General features: G+C 44.3%; 11 protein-coding genes. 5 read left to right on the forward strand and 6 right to left on the reverse strand.

All coding sequences use genetic code 11. The annotated features are described in order from the left end of the window. Position 1: 1 nt before the first annotated feature. Together ACJBF3_RS10810 and ACJBF3_RS10815 are read right to left on the reverse strand one after the other, a co-directional pair. Positions 2-892, reverse strand: coding sequence for a Mig-14 family protein (locus tag ACJBF3_RS10810; protein ID WP_406545026.1), 891 nt, complete (start codon positions 890-892; stop codon positions 2-4). 22 nt (positions 893-914) lie between these two features. Next, positions 915-2,333, reverse strand: a complete 1,419-nt coding sequence (locus ACJBF3_RS10815; protein ID WP_406545027.1) for an efflux transporter outer membrane subunit — start codon at positions 2,331-2,333, stop codon at positions 915-917. 230 nt (positions 2,334-2,563) lie between these two features. Here ACJBF3_RS10815 and ACJBF3_RS10820 point away from each other — a divergent pair, with 230 nt between their 5' ends. From ACJBF3_RS10820 to ACJBF3_RS10835, 4 genes are all read left to right on the forward strand, one after another. Continuing rightward, positions 2,564-3,670 carry an efflux RND transporter periplasmic adaptor subunit gene (locus ACJBF3_RS10820; RefSeq protein WP_406545028.1) on the forward strand — a complete coding sequence of 369 codons (1,107 nt, stop codon included), beginning with the start codon at positions 2,564-2,566 and terminating at the stop codon, positions 3,668-3,670. Further along, positions 3,667-6,729 carry an efflux RND transporter permease subunit gene (locus ACJBF3_RS10825; RefSeq protein ID WP_406545030.1) on the forward strand — a complete coding sequence of 1,021 codons (3,063 nt, stop codon included), beginning with the start codon at positions 3,667-3,669 and terminating at the stop codon, positions 6,727-6,729. Before ACJBF3_RS10820 ends, ACJBF3_RS10825 begins: the two co-directional genes overlap by 4 nt. A gap of 993 nt (positions 6,730-7,722) precedes the next feature. Continuing rightward, positions 7,723-8,814 (forward strand): porin OmpC, encoded by a 1,092-nt coding sequence (ompC, locus tag ACJBF3_RS10830; protein WP_406545063.1) that lies wholly within the window; start codon positions 7,723-7,725, stop codon positions 8,812-8,814. 90 nt (positions 8,815-8,904) lie between these two features. After that, positions 8,905-9,429 carry a type II toxin-antitoxin system RelB/DinJ family antitoxin gene (locus tag ACJBF3_RS10835; RefSeq protein ID WP_406545032.1) on the forward strand — a complete coding sequence of 175 codons (525 nt, stop codon included), beginning with the start codon at positions 8,905-8,907 and terminating at the stop codon, positions 9,427-9,429. Between the two features lie 51 nt (positions 9,430-9,480). Here ACJBF3_RS10835 and ACJBF3_RS10840 read toward each other — a convergent pair whose 3' ends face one another. The 3 genes from ACJBF3_RS10840 to ACJBF3_RS10850 all read right to left on the reverse strand — a co-directional run bounded on the left by ACJBF3_RS10840 (position 9,481) and on the right by ACJBF3_RS10850 (position 13,467). Beyond that, entirely contained in the window at positions 9,481-10,527 is a 1,047-nt protein-coding gene (locus ACJBF3_RS10840; RefSeq protein WP_406545034.1) for an ATP-binding protein, read from the reverse strand. Positions 10,528-10,529: 2 nt separating this feature from the next. Beyond that, a complete protein-coding gene (locus ACJBF3_RS10845; RefSeq protein ID WP_406545036.1) occupies positions 10,530-11,237 on the reverse strand; it encodes a response regulator in 708 nt (235 codons plus the stop codon). Positions 11,238-12,165: 928 nt separating this feature from the next. Next, on the reverse strand, positions 12,166-13,467 hold the full coding sequence (locus tag ACJBF3_RS10850; protein ID WP_318173680.1) for an MFS transporter: 1,302 nt from the start codon (positions 13,465-13,467) through the stop codon (positions 12,166-12,168). On the opposite strand from ACJBF3_RS10850, the gene ACJBF3_RS10855 reads away from it, so the two are divergent. Beyond that, on the forward strand, positions 13,443-14,318 hold the full coding sequence (locus ACJBF3_RS10855) for a LysR substrate-binding domain-containing protein (protein ID WP_406545038.1): 876 nt from the start codon (positions 13,443-13,445) through the stop codon (positions 14,316-14,318). The genes ACJBF3_RS10850 and ACJBF3_RS10855 overlap by 25 nt on opposite strands. A gap of 79 nt (positions 14,319-14,397) precedes the next feature. Here the strand turns inward: ACJBF3_RS10855 and metC are convergent, their stop codons facing one another. Then, positions 14,398-15,579 carry a cystathionine beta-lyase gene (gene metC / locus ACJBF3_RS10860; RefSeq protein WP_191599863.1) on the reverse strand — a complete coding sequence of 394 codons (1,182 nt, stop codon included), beginning with the start codon at positions 15,577-15,579 and terminating at the stop codon, positions 14,398-14,400. Between the last annotated feature and the right edge of the window lie 10 nt (positions 15,580-15,589).

Consider the following 15,589-nt stretch of genomic DNA (forward strand, 5'->3'; position numbering starts at 1 on the left):
GCTAATAGCACAGCACTTTTCCTGTTTTAGTGGCCTCTGACCATCTCAGTTTGTATTCCCAGTTTTTTTCGTACATCCCTATTGAAAAAGCCATCTTTTTATTCTGTATGGCGCATAATCTGCGGGCATCAGATATATTTGACCACATGAGCAGGCTTCCAGGGCTGTACTGCGAAAACTGTGGGTCCACCCCCCCATTCGGCACATCAAAATAGATCATATTTTCACTCGATGCTGCAAGAACCAGATCGATGGCACAAGGTACGCCTGCAAAAAACATAACATTGCCAAAAATCATATGGCGAACAGAGGACAGCAGTTCAAAAATTTTCTGTCGGTCATAGCATCTGACTCTGTCAGCAAAACGCAGTTTAAACAGATGCACATAAAGTTGCGCAATCTCTCCTGCTGATATGTCAGCAAGTCGATAACTTTCGCCTCCCTGATATAAAAACTTTCTGAGTTCGCTATTTCTCTTTTTGGTTGTTTTAACCGAAAAGGAGTCTTTAACGCGACACACCTGCCTTTTCGTTCTGTAGATAAAAGCAGAGTTAATTATGTTTGCCCGATTATCAGATGACAGCCGGTTTGTCTTTTCCGGTAGCCAGATTTTTTGCTCTGCCGCAACAGGAAGCATAATTTCGTCGAAAGAGACCGGGTATTCGCGCCAGACATTTAAACCAATATTCTTATTATCAACGGTGAAATAAGCTGCCGTAGTTATCCCATTTTGACAATAATGCCAGAATTGAAACTTCATTCGGCCCTGGTTCATAAAAAACATGACCATGTCGGGGTGCATATTCACGCTACCGCCAAATTTATAATACGCTGCAGCGTAAACATCATAATTACAGGGAACCCACCCCATAATGGTATGTTTAAGACTCATAATCCTGTGTCCCCCAAAATAATCAGATAGCGCTATCGCCGCCCAGAACAGAATACAGTTTTACGCCCTGGATAAGGTATTTCAGACGTGATTCCAGTAACTGTTTACGTGCTTCAAGAAGTTCATTGTTCTTTTGTACCAGACCTTCTGTACTCAACTGGCCTGCCGTCTGCGTCATTACCGACATCTGGTATTGTGTCATTGCAGCCGTGTAAATCGCCTCACTATCGCCATACCGGGCTTTCATTGCCGCCTGTCCTGCAAGTGCATCGGATACATCCCTGAAAGCCTGCTGTATCGCCTTCTGGTAATTGACAATTTCGACCTGTTTATTCAGTTCAGCGATGCTAAGATTTGCGGCATTTTTCCCGCCATCGAAAATCGGCAGGTTAAGCGAGGGGACAAAACTCCAGCTTGCCGTTCCGGCGGACAGGAGGTTGCTCAGCTCTGCTGAGGTTGAGCCACCCGCCGCGGTTATTGAAACCGACGGGAAGAATGCGGCACGCGCGGCGCCGATTCGGGCATTAGCTGCTTTCAGAGCATATTCTGCTGCAACAACATCCGGGCGTCTTAGCAGTACATCCGAAGGAAGTCCGCTTTGAAGAAGAGTGAAGCGCCAGTCCTGACTGAGCGTGACGCTGTTGAATAACGAAGCGGGCAGCGGCTGACCGACTAAAAGCTGTAGTGCATTGTAATTCTGCTGTGCCTGCAATTTAAATGCCATCAGTTCTGATCGGGCGCGGTCAGCGCCTTTATCGGCATCAATAACATCACTCTGTGTCAGAGCACCTTCCAGGTATGCCTGATGCACCATTTCTTTTTCTGTCAGTTTATTCTTCAGAAGCTGAGTGGATATTTCTGCAGCCTCACGGCTGGACAGATAATTGAAATATGCGCTCACTGTTTGTTCTATTAAATTGATTCGCAACGCCCGGGATGTTGCACCGGCGGCAAGATATTCATTCAGAGATGCTTCTTTCAGGCTGCGCAGACGCCCCCAGAAATCAATTTCCCATGACGCTGAAACCAGTTTTGCATCGAACTGATGATACGTAACAGCTCCTGTATCGACTGTGTCATAAATTCCTGCGGGTTCATGTGCAGCTGTTTTCTCGACAGTCATACCAATATTAGGAAGCGTGGACAAACGGTCTGCACCATATTGTTCCCCGACCTTTTTAAGATTCAGAGCAGATACCTGCAAATCTTTATTGCCTGCGATGGTCAGTTTGATCAGTTGTTGCAGTTTTTCGTCATTGAAATAAGGCGCAGAAGAACGGGCAACGTTTGTTCCCTGAAGAGAAACTTCCTGTTGATTCCACTTCAACGGGATCGCTGTTTCCGGCCTGTGATAATCCGGCATCAGGCCACAGCCTGAAAGCAGTAATGCCGAAAACAATGTGATGGTTAAGGATGAAAATCTTGTAGTTTCCGGTATCATTACTCTTCCCCGAAGTCATGTTAATTACCATAGCCGACGGCCATATCCGTCCCTCAGACAGATTATCCAGACCTTTATCAATAAACGGTCAAGGGCAATTCAAGGTTGATGCAATATGCCAGGAAAGGATGACTTTTTTATATCCATTGACTGTATCTTGATAATTCCTGAAGCGTTCCTTGTTCTTTGTGCGGTTAGATAACGATATGGAATAAACCGGGATCTACACGATGCAATATCACAAAAAACACATCATTCAGAAGCCGCTCACACCGGTTTCAGGTCTGGCCGTATGTGCATTTAGCATGTTACTGCTGCTAACGGGCTGTGATGATAGCCAGGTTGCACCTGCTTCTTTGCGGCCGGTTAAAACCTGGGTCGTTCAGGAAGCGCAACATGTCCCTCCATTAACCTGGACTGGCACCATCGAGCCCTCAGAAGAGGTTACTCTCCAGTTTCGTATTGACGGAAAACTGGCCAGAAAACTGGTAGATGTCGGCGCGAAAGTGACAAAAAACCAGCCCGTTGCTCTGCTGAGTGGCTCCATGAGCCAGGGCGAGAAAGCGGCGGCGGTGGCTGAATATCAGGAAGCCGTAGCAGCGGAACAAAAAGGACGTCAGGAACTTGAGAGAACAAAAAAACTGTTCGCTATAGGAACGGCATCCAGAGCACAGCTTGAGGAGGCGGTGTCCTCTGTTGCCGCATTGAACGCACGTAAAGCCCGGGCTCAGGCTCAAAAAGATGCAGCGCTCAACGAATCGGATTTCAGTACGCTGAGAGCGCCTTTTGATGGTGTGGTCACGGCGTATCTCCCTTATTCCGGACAAACCATCGCTGCGGGCCAGGATATCCTTAAAGTTTCCTCTTCGAAGGCTGAGGTACAGTTCAGTGTTTCGTCCGGGCTGGCTTCAAAATTACATGCCGGAGACCCGGTATCCGTCAATGACGGGGTCTCCCGGATCAAAGGGCAAATAAGGTATATCACACCCCAGCTTGATAGCAGCACACGTACGAGTCTGGTCCGTGCAACGCTCTCAGCAGCGGAAAACGAACCTGTGTTTGGATCTGCTGTATCAGTCGAACTGAGTGCGTATGACGATACCGTTATTCCTCTACCTGCCTCTGCACTGACCCGGGCAGGTAACCAGCCCGCTGTATTTATCGTTGATCCGAAACTCGGAAAACTCGTCATCCGTCCGATAAATATTGTTCGTTTCTCTGACGATAAGGCCTATGTATCCTCTGGCCTCAAAGCAGGCGAAAAAGTGGTTACTGCCGGTGTTAATACGCTACAGGACGGCGAAAAGGTGGATGTCAGCGCTGAGGCAATGAAATGAATCTGGATAAACATAACCTTTCATCCTGGGCACTGGCCCATCAGCAGATGGTCAGTTTTTTCCTGCTGATCATCATGGCGGCGGGCTGCCTCTCGTTTACCGCATTGTCGCGGGATGAGGATCCTGCGTTTACGATAAAAACAGCTGTTATCAGTGCCGACTGGCCCGGTGCAACGCCGACGGACATGGTGAACCTCGTTGCCGATCCAATTGAGAAGACAGTTCAGGAGCTTCGGTGGTTTGACAGTGTTGACAGTCAGACCCGAAATGGTCATACAAAAGTCACTGTCAATTTGCTGGATGCCACACCTCCGTCGGAAGTGAAACCGTCATGGCAGGAGCTACGCAAAAAAATTCGGGATCTCGCCGCCACGCTTCCTGCAGGGGTTAATGAGCCGGTGGTGAATGATGAATATGATGCCACCTACGGTACCATTTACGGCATTACCGGGGACGGTTTTTCCAGTGATGAGTTGCGAAACATTGCTGACCAGGTTCAGCGCGATCTCCGTTCTGTGAAAGATATTGGACGCACTGTGCAGCTTGGCGTACAGCAGCAACAGGTTATTCTTAGCTTCTCAGCACGCCAGCTGGCCACACTGGGCATTTCTCCTGATGAAATTATGGCTGTACTGAAAAGCAGTAATGCCGTTACGCCTTCAGGCGAGCTGCGAACACGTGATGACCGGATGAGTCTTCTTGTCAGCGGTGCAAAACTTACTGAAGATGCTCTCAAGCGTATCAGCCTGCGCTCCGGGGAGCGTATACTCTCCCTGGCTGATATTGTCACCGTGACCAGAAAAGCCTCAGAAACACCTCAGCCGGTTTTCCATGTTAATGGACATCCGGCGCTTGGCATCGGTATAGCTATGCTATCAGGTGGAAACATGCTGCAGTTTGGCGAGGCTCTTGATCAAAAGCTTGAGCAGATTAAGGCCAGACTTCCGCATGGCATTACCATAACGAAAGTCGCCAACCAGCCAGCTATTGTTGACGAAGCCGTGGATGGGTTTCTGCATGTGCTGATGGAGGCCATTATCATCGTGATAGCGGTCTCATTTGTTTCTTTAGGGCTGCGCGCAGGTCTGGTCGTTGCCGTGGCCATTCCAATTGTTCTGGCTTTGACCTTTACCGGGATGGATTTGGCAGGTATTGGGCTGCAACGAATCTCGCTGGGCGCGTTAATTATTGCGCTGGGATTGCTCGTGGATGACGCGATGATCACTATCGAGTCAATGGTATCGCACCTTGAGAAAGGCGAGCCTCTGCGAAAGGCGGCATCAAGTGCCTTTGTGAAAACCGCGTTTCCGATGTTAACCGGGACACTGGTTATGATTGCCGGATTCATCCCTGTGGGGTTCGCCAAATCAATGGCGGGTGAATACTGCTATTCATTATTTGCCGTTATCTTTATTTCTCTGCTCAGCTCGTGGGTTGTTGCTGTGCTTTTTTCACCAATCAGTGGTGTATGGCTGCTGAAAGGGGCAAAGCTGCAACAACACGATGAAACCAAAACCGGACGACTGGCAGGCATGTATCACAGCCTGCTCGCGTTTTCGTTCCGCCATCGTCCCGCTGTTGTCATTTCATCCGTACTGCTTTTCGGCGTTTCAGTGTTTAGCAGCCAATGGCTCAAAAGTGAGTTTTTCCCGGCATCGGATCGCCCCGAGCTGCTTGTGAGTCTGACATTGCCGCAAAATACAACGCAATATGTTACGGAACAGGAGACCCGACGTCTTGAAAATATTCTGGATAAAGACGAAGGGGTCAGTGGATATTCCTCTTATATTGGTACTGGCGCGGTTCGTTTCTATCTGCCAATGGATATTCTTTCTGATGCTGAGAATATTTCCCAGCTTGTCGTCGTGGCAAAAGACCTTGAGGCCAGGGAGAAGCTGCAGGCCAGGCTGACCAGAATTATGAATGAGCAGTTCAGCGATATCGTTACCCGTGTCTCACCGCTGGAACTAGGTCCCCCGATAGGCTGGCCGCTTAAATACAGGGTCACCGGCCCGGATTTTAATCAGACGCGAATTTATGCCCGGCAACTTTCCGGCCTGCTGGCAAAGGACTCGCGAGTGACAGGGCTGAATATGACGGCTGGTGATCCGCAGCGTACGGTCAATATTCAGATAAACCAGGCTGCAGCAGGGATGGCGGGACTGACCTCGGAGCGTATTGCTAACATGCTGAACATGTTTTATTCCGGTCTTCCTGTCACAGAGTTGAGAGAAAAAAATCACCGTACTGAAGTCATTTTACAAGGTAACGAAGATGACAGGAATAATCTTTCCGGTTTAGAAGGGACACTAATCACCACTGAATCGGGTACGAAAATCCCGTTATCGCAGGTGGCATCATTTTCATGGGATTTAAAGAGCCCGGAAATACAACGCCGTAACCGGGAAGCATCTGTAACTATCCAGGGGGATGTGGTCAAGGGGCAAAATGTTGATAGCGTCGGTGCTGAACTTGAGCAGGTGATCACCAAATTCCGTTCAGAACTACCGACCGGGTATAACGTTTCGGTGAGCGGTGCATCTGAGGAGTCCGATAAAGGCAACGATTCTCTGATGTCGGTATTGCCGGTGACCGTTATCGTTATGCTTGGCGTGATGATGATTCAGTTACAGAGCTATTCGCGAGTTATCCTCGCCACATTGATGGCTCCGTTTGGTTTCATTGGCGTGGTAGGCGCTTTACTGCCAACAGGTACGCCATTGGGCTTTGTTGCATTGCTTGGCGTGATAGCACTCAGTGGGATGATAATCCGTAATGCAATTATCCTGATCAGTGAGGTTGATGAAAACCTTAAAGCGGGACTTGCAAACCATGATGCCATTGTGAACGCAGCGAAGCACAGAGCCCGGCCCATTATGCTGACTGCATGTGCGGCGATTTTCGGCATGATCCCCATTGCAAGGCAGGTTTTCTGGGGGCCAATGGCTTTTGCGATTATCGGAGGCCTCATCGCAGCAACATTCTTTACTTTAACCCTCCTGCCGGTCTTGCTCACCTATTTACTGGATCATGAGTCCAGACGGCGAAATGAAAGCTAGTTAACTCAGGCAAAAGGTAGCTGTTTCAGCTACCTTTTTAGGAATCAAATGTAATTTGACATTGTGGGTCTGTGTTACGTTTGTGTAGATTCGAGGCAATAATAGTAACCATTCTTTGTTGGGTAGCCTGTCCGGCATAAAATCGCCCGATACAAAAAAATAAAATAACTTTATTAAAGCACCGATGATTTTAAAAAATCATTGTATTGCAATAATAACATTTCCATGCAGCGATTAAATTTCACATCAAAACAAAAATTGTTGCTGTATATAAATAACCCTCACCAAACGCTGCTAATTGTCGCCCGGGTTTTCCCTGATCGGATGGCTGAACGCTTACAGAACTCAAGGGTGTTTGTTGATCAATATTTTATGCTATTCAGGTGTTCACTTATGTATTTTTCTAGTATATTTCAAAAAAATTTAATAACAGACCATTAAACAATAAAAAATCACACCTATAGAGAATCATTTTACTTATCTGATTAATAGATTTTTTGTTCGGAAGTTCCTTAGTACTGTGTGACAATTTCAAGAAAACCAGGACACATCAGATAGCAAACTTTTAATGCTGTCGTTAACTTTACCTTTCGATGATAACAATGACATGGAAAAGTCACTCGCATTTATGAACTTTTGTGGCAATGTAATGTCATTATAATAAATAAAAAACAAGTTGCACTCCATCAAATCGCAACACAACTTTCAGGATGTTACGATATCCATGGGCGGTATTATTGCCCTTACATTTATCTTTAACTAGCGTAATATGCCAGAAGATGGCCATTGTTATGATTTATAATTCCGTACAATTGATTATTTTTTGATTCTATAAAAAATAGTTAAGCCCTCTTTTATCTAGCATAAAAGAATCCATTGATTTTGCTTTTTCAAAGGATATAAATAAGTCTCTTTCACACATCAGCTATGTCAGCGATGTTGTGTAAGGTATACCACAGTGGCTTAATATACTTAATATAAAGAGATCGCATGATGAAAAGAACAATACTGGCTGTATTAGTGGCTTTGACTGCTGCACAGGCTGCAAATGCTGCTGAGATTTATAATAAAAATGGAAATAAACTGGACCTTTATGGCAAAGTTGATGCGCGCCATGTCATGTCCAAAAATAAAGGTGTCGACGGTGATGCAACATATGTCCGTTTGGGATTTAAAGGGGAGACTCAGATCAACGAGCAATTAACCGGTTATGGTCGTTGGGAGTACAATATCCAGGGGAACAAAGCTGAAAAATCTGATAACACCAGTTGGACACGTCTGGCATTTGCAGGTTTGAAGTTAGGCGATTTTGGTTCTTTTGATTATGGGCGAAACTACGGCGTTGTTTATGATGTTGAGGCATGGACTGATATGATCCCTGTCTTCGGTGGTGATACTTACACAGCCGCTGATAACTTTATGACCGGTCGTGCGAGTAATCTTGCTACTTATCGTAACACCGATTTTTTTGGCCTCGTTGATGGCCTTAATTTTGCTATTCAGTACCAGGGCAAAAATGGTAGCACAAGTGAGAATACTAATGGCCGTGCAAACGTACTAGCACAGAATGGCGATGGTTGGGGGGGATCGGTATCCTACAACTTTGGTATGGGAGTTTCTGCATCAGCGGCTTATTCCGGCTCCAACCGAACCCTGGATCAACGAGCAAATACTTTAAATAATGCAAAACATGCTGAGGTATGGGCTACGGGTTTGAAATATGACGCAAACAACATCTACCTGGCTGCAACATATGCTGAAACTCGTAACATGACCGCGCTGGGAGGGAACATTACGGGAGTTACGGATAAGACCAAAAACATTGAGTTGTTAGCACAATATCAATTTGATTTTGGCCTACGCCCATCCATTGGATATCTGCAATCCAAAGCGCAGAAAGATGGCTATGGTGACTTTTATCAGGTTAAATACATTGATTTAGCCACTACATATTATTTTAATAAAAATATGTCGGTCTATGTAGATTATAAGATTAACCTACTTAAAAAAGACAATGATGCCATACGTGCTCTAGGTATTAATACCGATAACGTTGTTGGTCTTGGCGCTGTGTATCAGTTCTAATGTTATCCAAGGCCAGCAACTACTGGCCTTGTTTTATTACGGGCATGAAAGCCAAAAAAATACTTAGTAGAATTATTGTGAGACATTATCATGGCCGTGTTGAATATAAAAATTGATGGCAGACTGAAAGAATCTACTGATGCAAAAATGAAAGCATTGAATATTACGCCTACTAAAGCCATTACTTTACTTTATCATTACATTTCAGAACATAATCGTTTACCTTTCAATGCCAACACCGTCTTAAGAACCAGCGATGAGATTAAGAAAAACATCGATGATAATTCTGCTTCTGCTGTAACAGCCCTCGCCAGCATAGTTAATTTGATTATCAAAGAAGGCGGCATTGAGAAATCATGTATTAATTTGGCTATCGCCGACTTAAAAATGCTTCGTGATAAATTGAAAACCGATTGCGACACCATACCATTATGCGACAATAATACAATTTATCTGATGAGGGCTTGTGAAGTCATTTCAAATATCGATTCGGCGATAGCTCACTGTGAAATTATAAATGGGCAATCTAAAGAATACTTTATGATTGAGTACTCGATGGCTGTAAAAATCAATGCAATACTGGATTCTTTAGAGCGTCAGACCGCTGCTCTTTAGAGCTAAATTATATTTATACAAGACCCATAAGCGCTCATATGGCATTCATTATCAATTATAATTCATTGAAAGTACAATGCTAAATGCAGCCCCCCCCATTGAATTTTCTGAACATCGCACTTTACCACCATGTGCATCTGCAATGGCTTTCACCACGGATAATCCAAGCCCGGATGAACTTCTGGCTACGAACTGGAATTCGTTAATACGGTAAAAAGGTTCGAATATTTTTTTGCGATAACCCTCAGGTATACCAGGCCCCTCGTCTTCAACCGTGATTATCAATTCCTCATCAATAACACGACATCCAAACGATACAATTCCCTCTACTGAATACTGTAAAGCATTATGTAGAAGGGCCATAATTGCTTGTTTTAAACGTAATTCATCAACATATCCAATACTCTGTTCTACAACTAAGTTTAAGATCTTATTGTGGTGCTTGAATTCTGACTTCATGTATCTATAGATGTCACTCAACAATTCATCAATAGCAATATGCTCCCGGTACAGTTTGAATTGACCAGTATCAGCAAGGCTGACTATTCGTAAATCATCAATGATGGAAGCGAGATTATCAGTCTGTTTTAGGAGTAATAATGTATGTTCGGTGTCCGAAGTTATCACACCATCAAGAACAGCTTGTAAATTCCCCCTTAAAATAGTCACCGGCGTTCTTAACTCATGTGCAACAGTAGCATTCCAGATTTGCATATTTTTCGACATTATTTCAAGTTTTTCCGCCATTAAATTGAAATCTCTTACCAGATTATCTAGTTCTAATAACTTATAGTCGCCAGCTTGTGCCCTTGCAATTAAATTCCCCTCTGCAATTGCCCTTGCTGCACTGGCGATTGAACTTAGAGGCGGAGATAACCGCTTAGTGAATATTAAAGCAAAAAAGAATGCAAGAAATATGGATGCAAGGGTAGATATTAATGTAATCAGATAATCTGATAAATCAGGGAGAAGATCATCATATTTGCTATAAAAAAGAAACGCATAGATATAAAAGATGACGGTTGAAAGGAATATTACTAAAAGCGTTAATATAATCAACAACTGAAAGAGTCGATATAATATAGTTGTTTTTCTCATTATTAATCCCCTAAACGATAGCCAAAACCCCTGACACTCTCAGGCACAAAATAGACCCCTGCCTGTTGAATTTTCTTTCTGAGTTTACTGACATGACTGTCGACGGTTCGCTCACTTGCATTACCCTCCGGGAGACATGCATTAATGAGCTCTTCTCGTGTAAATACTCTTTTTGGATGCCGAATAAGATGTGATAATATTTTGAATTCAGTTGAAGTCAATTCTGCTGATATGTCAACCCTTCCTGAACCGACTAACACTTGATGAGTTATTTTGTTCACCTCCATATTTTTACTTTTAAAAGTAGTCATGCTCTCGTTATGCTGATGATAATGACTCCTTTTTAAAATGACATGAATGCGCGCCATTAATTCAGCAGGATTGAATGGCTTAACCAGGTAATCATCTGCGCCGGTTTTCAGAGCGAAGACTTTATCAATATCAGTATCGATAGCAGTCAACATCATTATTGGTACGTCAGTAAATCTACGTAACTCGGCTAATACCTGCCAGCCATCTTTTTTAGGCATTTTTATATCGAGAATAACAAAGTCAGGGTGATTGTGCTCAGCGATTTTCATCGCGGCATATCCATCCGTTGCATGGAGAACACCAAACCCTTCACGTTCCAGATAAGCAACAACAATTCTGGCAATGTCAATGTCATCTTCGGCAAGAAGGATTTTTCTTTCGACAGCCATGGAATTCATAATTCCTCCTAAATTTACATAAAATACATACAATCTACACATAATTATGTTAAAGGTTTTCGGTATGGTTGAAGGAAAACTATTCTCGATCAACTTTTTTCGATAAGTATAAATGATGGAAGGACGCTGGCAATATATTTACGCTATATAATTTCATTGTACTATTGAATATAATTTATCAAATATGACACCGTGATTGCACCCTCTGGCTATCTGTTTTAAATCAAACTATTACAGAGCACCTTTGTATCAAAGTCAACATCTTAGGTTGATGAGTACCTCAGGACTAGTTTTGATCCGCCAGTGAATATCTAAGAATGATCGGGATTAGTGATTCCTATATCACTGGCGTTAACTGGGAAAAACATCGGGTGCAAAGAGTTATAAACCAGAATGCCTCAGTATTATTTCCGGCCTTCATACTGATTATGTGGTTAGAGCCGAAATAACGATCACATTCGCCTCATTCCTCTTCCTGAGGCAAAAAATGATTCCCCATCGAAGTATAAGGTTCGCCACGGCGTTAACAGATACCTCAGAGTCGTTTAAGATGGCGTAAAGAGAAGTATCCATAAGTGGTAAAATTATCCCGAAGAATCTTTCATTGAATCATTAACAATGACGGATGTATTGCCTCTCTTGTTTCTTTCGCATGCAAAACGGATACTACGAAAGAAGAGGTTGCTGAGGCACTTCAGCAACCTTTTGTTTTAAATACCAATGCCGCATATATTTACCCGACAACAGTCATGAAAGGACCCGATTAGTGAGATAGCTAAATCGCCCCATGAAATATACCTGAAAAAAGTAACATTGCTGGCACAAGTGAGTTTCATTTCTCACTGTGCACAGGTTGTAATATTAGAATCATTATCCTACGCCATTGATGGAAATCACGGTGCTATCGTTGAAGACTTTACTGATATTGTCAGGCGCAGCTCTTTATTTTATTACAAGTCATCATTATCGCAGCTAAAAATGCCACGCCTCCCCCTGCGGCCAGTAGACTGTAGGAAAATTCCCAGCTACCTGTTAAATCCATAACAAGACCAAAGCACAATGGAGAGAAGGAACCAATACCGAACCCTAACAGGGAGCGGATACCCATTATTCGACCAAGAACCTTCGGTTCGACGTTGTCTGCAATAGCTGCAGAAAGTACGCCTGAATCTCCCAGAATGAAAAAATTTCCGATGAAAGCACACACAAGAACCCAACCCGTCCCCCATACAATTGACCAGCCGGTAAGCACTGAACACAAAGCCCCCATCCCCCCCATTACAATTAACACAGCTGTTCTGTTAAAATAATCCGAAATGGTTCCAACAATAATTGTCGAGAGCATACCTGACAGATGAATGACTGTCGCAATCAACATACTATTCACCACCGGGCTATTCTGAACAGGGATTAGAGCTGTATATAAAAGGCTTGGTGTCCACGCCCAACTCCCCAGGAGCTCCCAGCAATGCGCGATGTATCCAGTTAACAAGAGTAAAGTCATCGTATTCCATCTATTAATTTTATCTTTATCCCGGGAATGTGGTGGCTTCGAGGGTTCAAGATCAGAAAATTTGTTTAGCGCAAGGCTACTCGTAATGCCGCCGACAAAAACACAACCGGCACACAGATAAAATGCCATCGCTGTTCCCCAGTTTGAAGCCCCCCACGATGAAATAAAAAGAGAAAGGAGATATCCAAGGGAACCGCAAGCCAGAATCATACCCACGGCATAACCTCGTTTAGCAGCGCTGTGCATCTGAATCGCGAGCATAATTGCAGGGGTATATGCTCCTCCTTGCGTCAGACCAATAAATCCTATCAGTAACGCAGCAGAAATATAAGAATGGGCAAAAATTCCGAATAAAAGTAACGCGCTCCCCCCGAGCCATGAAAATGTAAGGTATACTCTCCGGGGACCAAAATAGTCACTTAGCCAGGACGTGGCAAAAAGCGCAAGTGCATTGCTGAAATTCAATATCGTCTGCAGCGAACCTGCTGAAGAAGCATCCATATGCCACTCGTTTCGCGTTACGGGGAGCCCCCCTGCAAAAACCATCGCGCCTATACAGCATGAAGCCCGTCCAATACAAAAGAGATAAAATACATTCAATTTCGCCACCAGTAATATACTTTTTAGAGTTGGATACAAAACCTTAGTAAGTACCGAAGACGGCGACAATCGATCTTTTAGCAACACAGTGGTTGAGTTATAATCAATCAATGACACGAGTTCACACCATCCCACATTTGCTTGCGTTTGAAGCTGCGGCTCGTTACGAGAGCTTTTCTTTGGCCGCGGCAGAGCTTTGTCTGACAACCGGAGCAATCAGTCGCCATATCAGAAACCTGGAAGTTAAGCTGGGCGAGGAGTTGTTTTACCGGGGGCATAAAAAGGTAAAACTGACAGAGAAGGGAAAAGCATTTGCTTTGAGTTGCAGAACAATACTGGGTGATCTGGCAGCGGCTGAAGCGTCTTTTATGGAAAGAGTCGCAATTCAGCATGTAACCATTAACTGCCTGCCCACTTTTGCCATGTACTGGTTAATACCGAGACTAGCTGATTTTCATCAGGCCTGCCCACATATTCATATCAACGTCATGACCAGCACGGGTATGGTAACTCCTGGTTCCGATATTGCTGTTCGACGCGACCCCACTCATTTTCCGGACATGGAAGCTATACCTTTTCTTGAAGAAAAAAGTGTGCTGGTGTGCAGCCCTGCTTATCTTCTGAAGCAGAAAGGACAACCAGCAGATAACACACTCATCCATATCCGCGTTCGCAACGATTTGTGGCGTAAATGGTCTGCCCAGGGTCTGACATTACCACAAAATGTCACCCGTCATCTTTACTTTGACCATACTTTTGCCGCAATTCAGGCTGCTGAGGAGAACCTGGGTATCACTCTTGTTCCAGTTATATTTTGTGCGAAACACCTAATGAGCGGCCGACTCGTCCGACTGGACAGCTTCGGAACCCTGATATCCGGCAGCTATTTCCTAGTTATGCAAAAAAGCGAAACGTCGGCCATGCATGAGTTTATCCGCTGGCTCAAGAGGAATGTGGACACTGTTTAAGAAGAGTCGGATCAATAGCTTTTATAATGTTGTGCAGAACCCTGTCAGCTGTGCTCACAAGGTTCTGCAGAGACCTGATTTACCTGTTATACAGTCGTTTCAGACCTTCCTTCAAATCCTGTTTCAGGTCATCCATGTCCTCAAGACCAATTTGAAGCCTCAGGGTCATACCTTCAGGAGACCACTGAGTAGCCGTCCGGTATTCAGCGCAGTTAAAAGGAATAATGAGACTTTCAAATCCTCCCCAGGAGAACCCCATCACAAAAATACTCATGTTATCCAGCATGTTATCGACATTATCCTGGTTAAACTGGTCCTTAAGTACGATTGAAAAAAGACCCGTGGAGCCAGTGAAAAATTTTTTCCAGTTTTCATGCCCCGGGCAATCCTCAAGGGCAGGATGTAATACCCTGCTGACTTCTGGCTGGCTCTTTAACCAGTTTGCCATTTCCAGACCACGCGTTTCTGCTTCTTTTACCCTCAGGTGCATCGTACGCAATCCCCGAAGCGCAAGGAAACAGTCCTCGGCACCGGGCAACATAGCCATTGCATCATATGCTTCACGTAATGCTGGCCAGTGAGATGCGTTTGCCGATACCAGTCCCATCAGCAGATCTGAATGACCACTGAGGTATTTTGTTCCTGCTTCAACGGAAAGATCAATACCGTGTTTATGAGCGCTGAAAAATAAAGGTGTTGCCCAGGTATTATCTATAATTGTGCTAATACGATATTTTTTGGCTACGGCAACAATAGCTCCAATATCCTGAACTTCGAAGCTTTGTGAACCCGGGCATTCAAGAAGAATTACCCGGGTATTATCCTGAACGAGTCCTTCAATATCACTCCCGATAAGTGGGTCATAATAGGAAACAGATACTCCATATTTTGCCAGTAGCGTATTACAGAAATTTCGCGTTGGACGATAAACGGAATCAGTAACCAGAATGTGGTCTCCAGCTTTGGTCACTGAAAAAAGGGCCAGCGCCAGGGCACCAAGTCCTGATGGTGAAATAACCGTTCCAGCTGCATCGCTTAGAACAGACCATGCATTTTCCAGATTCTCAATTGTTGGTGTCCCTGCTGTTCCATAGGAAAATCGCGCTTTTTTATTACGAATATCTTCGCAGCTTTTATAAACAACAGTCGACCCCCGGTAGACTGGTGCATTAACAAAACCACTCTGCTCATCCGGATTTCTGCCCAGCATTGATAATTGCGTACTTACTTTAAATTTTTGCAGTTCGGAATTTTGTTTCATTGGATATCCT

The sequence above is a fragment of the Enterobacter sp. PP-008-ECC_S150 genome (assembly GCF_045257065.1).
Classification (GTDB): Bacteria; Pseudomonadota; Gammaproteobacteria; order Enterobacterales; family Enterobacteriaceae; genus Enterobacter; species Enterobacter chengduensis.

Coding starts and splice junctions, on each gene's coding strand:
- ACJBF3_RS10820 (WP_406545028.1), top strand. CDS start 2,564: ATGCAATATCACAAAAAACACATCATTCAGAAGCCGCTCACACCGGTT.
- ACJBF3_RS10840 (WP_406545034.1), bottom strand. CDS start 10,527: ATGAGAAAAACAACTATATTATATCGACTCTTTCAGTTGTTGATTATA.
- ACJBF3_RS10835 (WP_406545032.1), top strand. CDS start 8,905: ATGGCCGTGTTGAATATAAAAATTGATGGCAGACTGAAAGAATCTACT.
- metC (WP_191599863.1), bottom strand. CDS start 15,579: ATGAAACAAAATTCCGAACTGCAAAAATTTAAAGTAAGTACGCAATTA.
- ompC (WP_406545063.1), top strand. CDS start 7,723: ATGAAAAGAACAATACTGGCTGTATTAGTGGCTTTGACTGCTGCACAG.
- ACJBF3_RS10810 (WP_406545026.1), bottom strand. CDS start 892: ATGAGTCTTAAACATACCATTATGGGGTGGGTTCCCTGTAATTATGAT.
- ACJBF3_RS10845 (WP_406545036.1), bottom strand. CDS start 11,237: ATGAATTCCATGGCTGTCGAAAGAAAAATCCTTCTTGCCGAAGATGAC.
- ACJBF3_RS10825 (WP_406545030.1), top strand. CDS start 3,667: ATGAATCTGGATAAACATAACCTTTCATCCTGGGCACTGGCCCATCAG.
- ACJBF3_RS10815 (WP_406545027.1), bottom strand. CDS start 2,333: ATGATACCGGAAACTACAAGATTTTCATCCTTAACCATCACATTGTTT.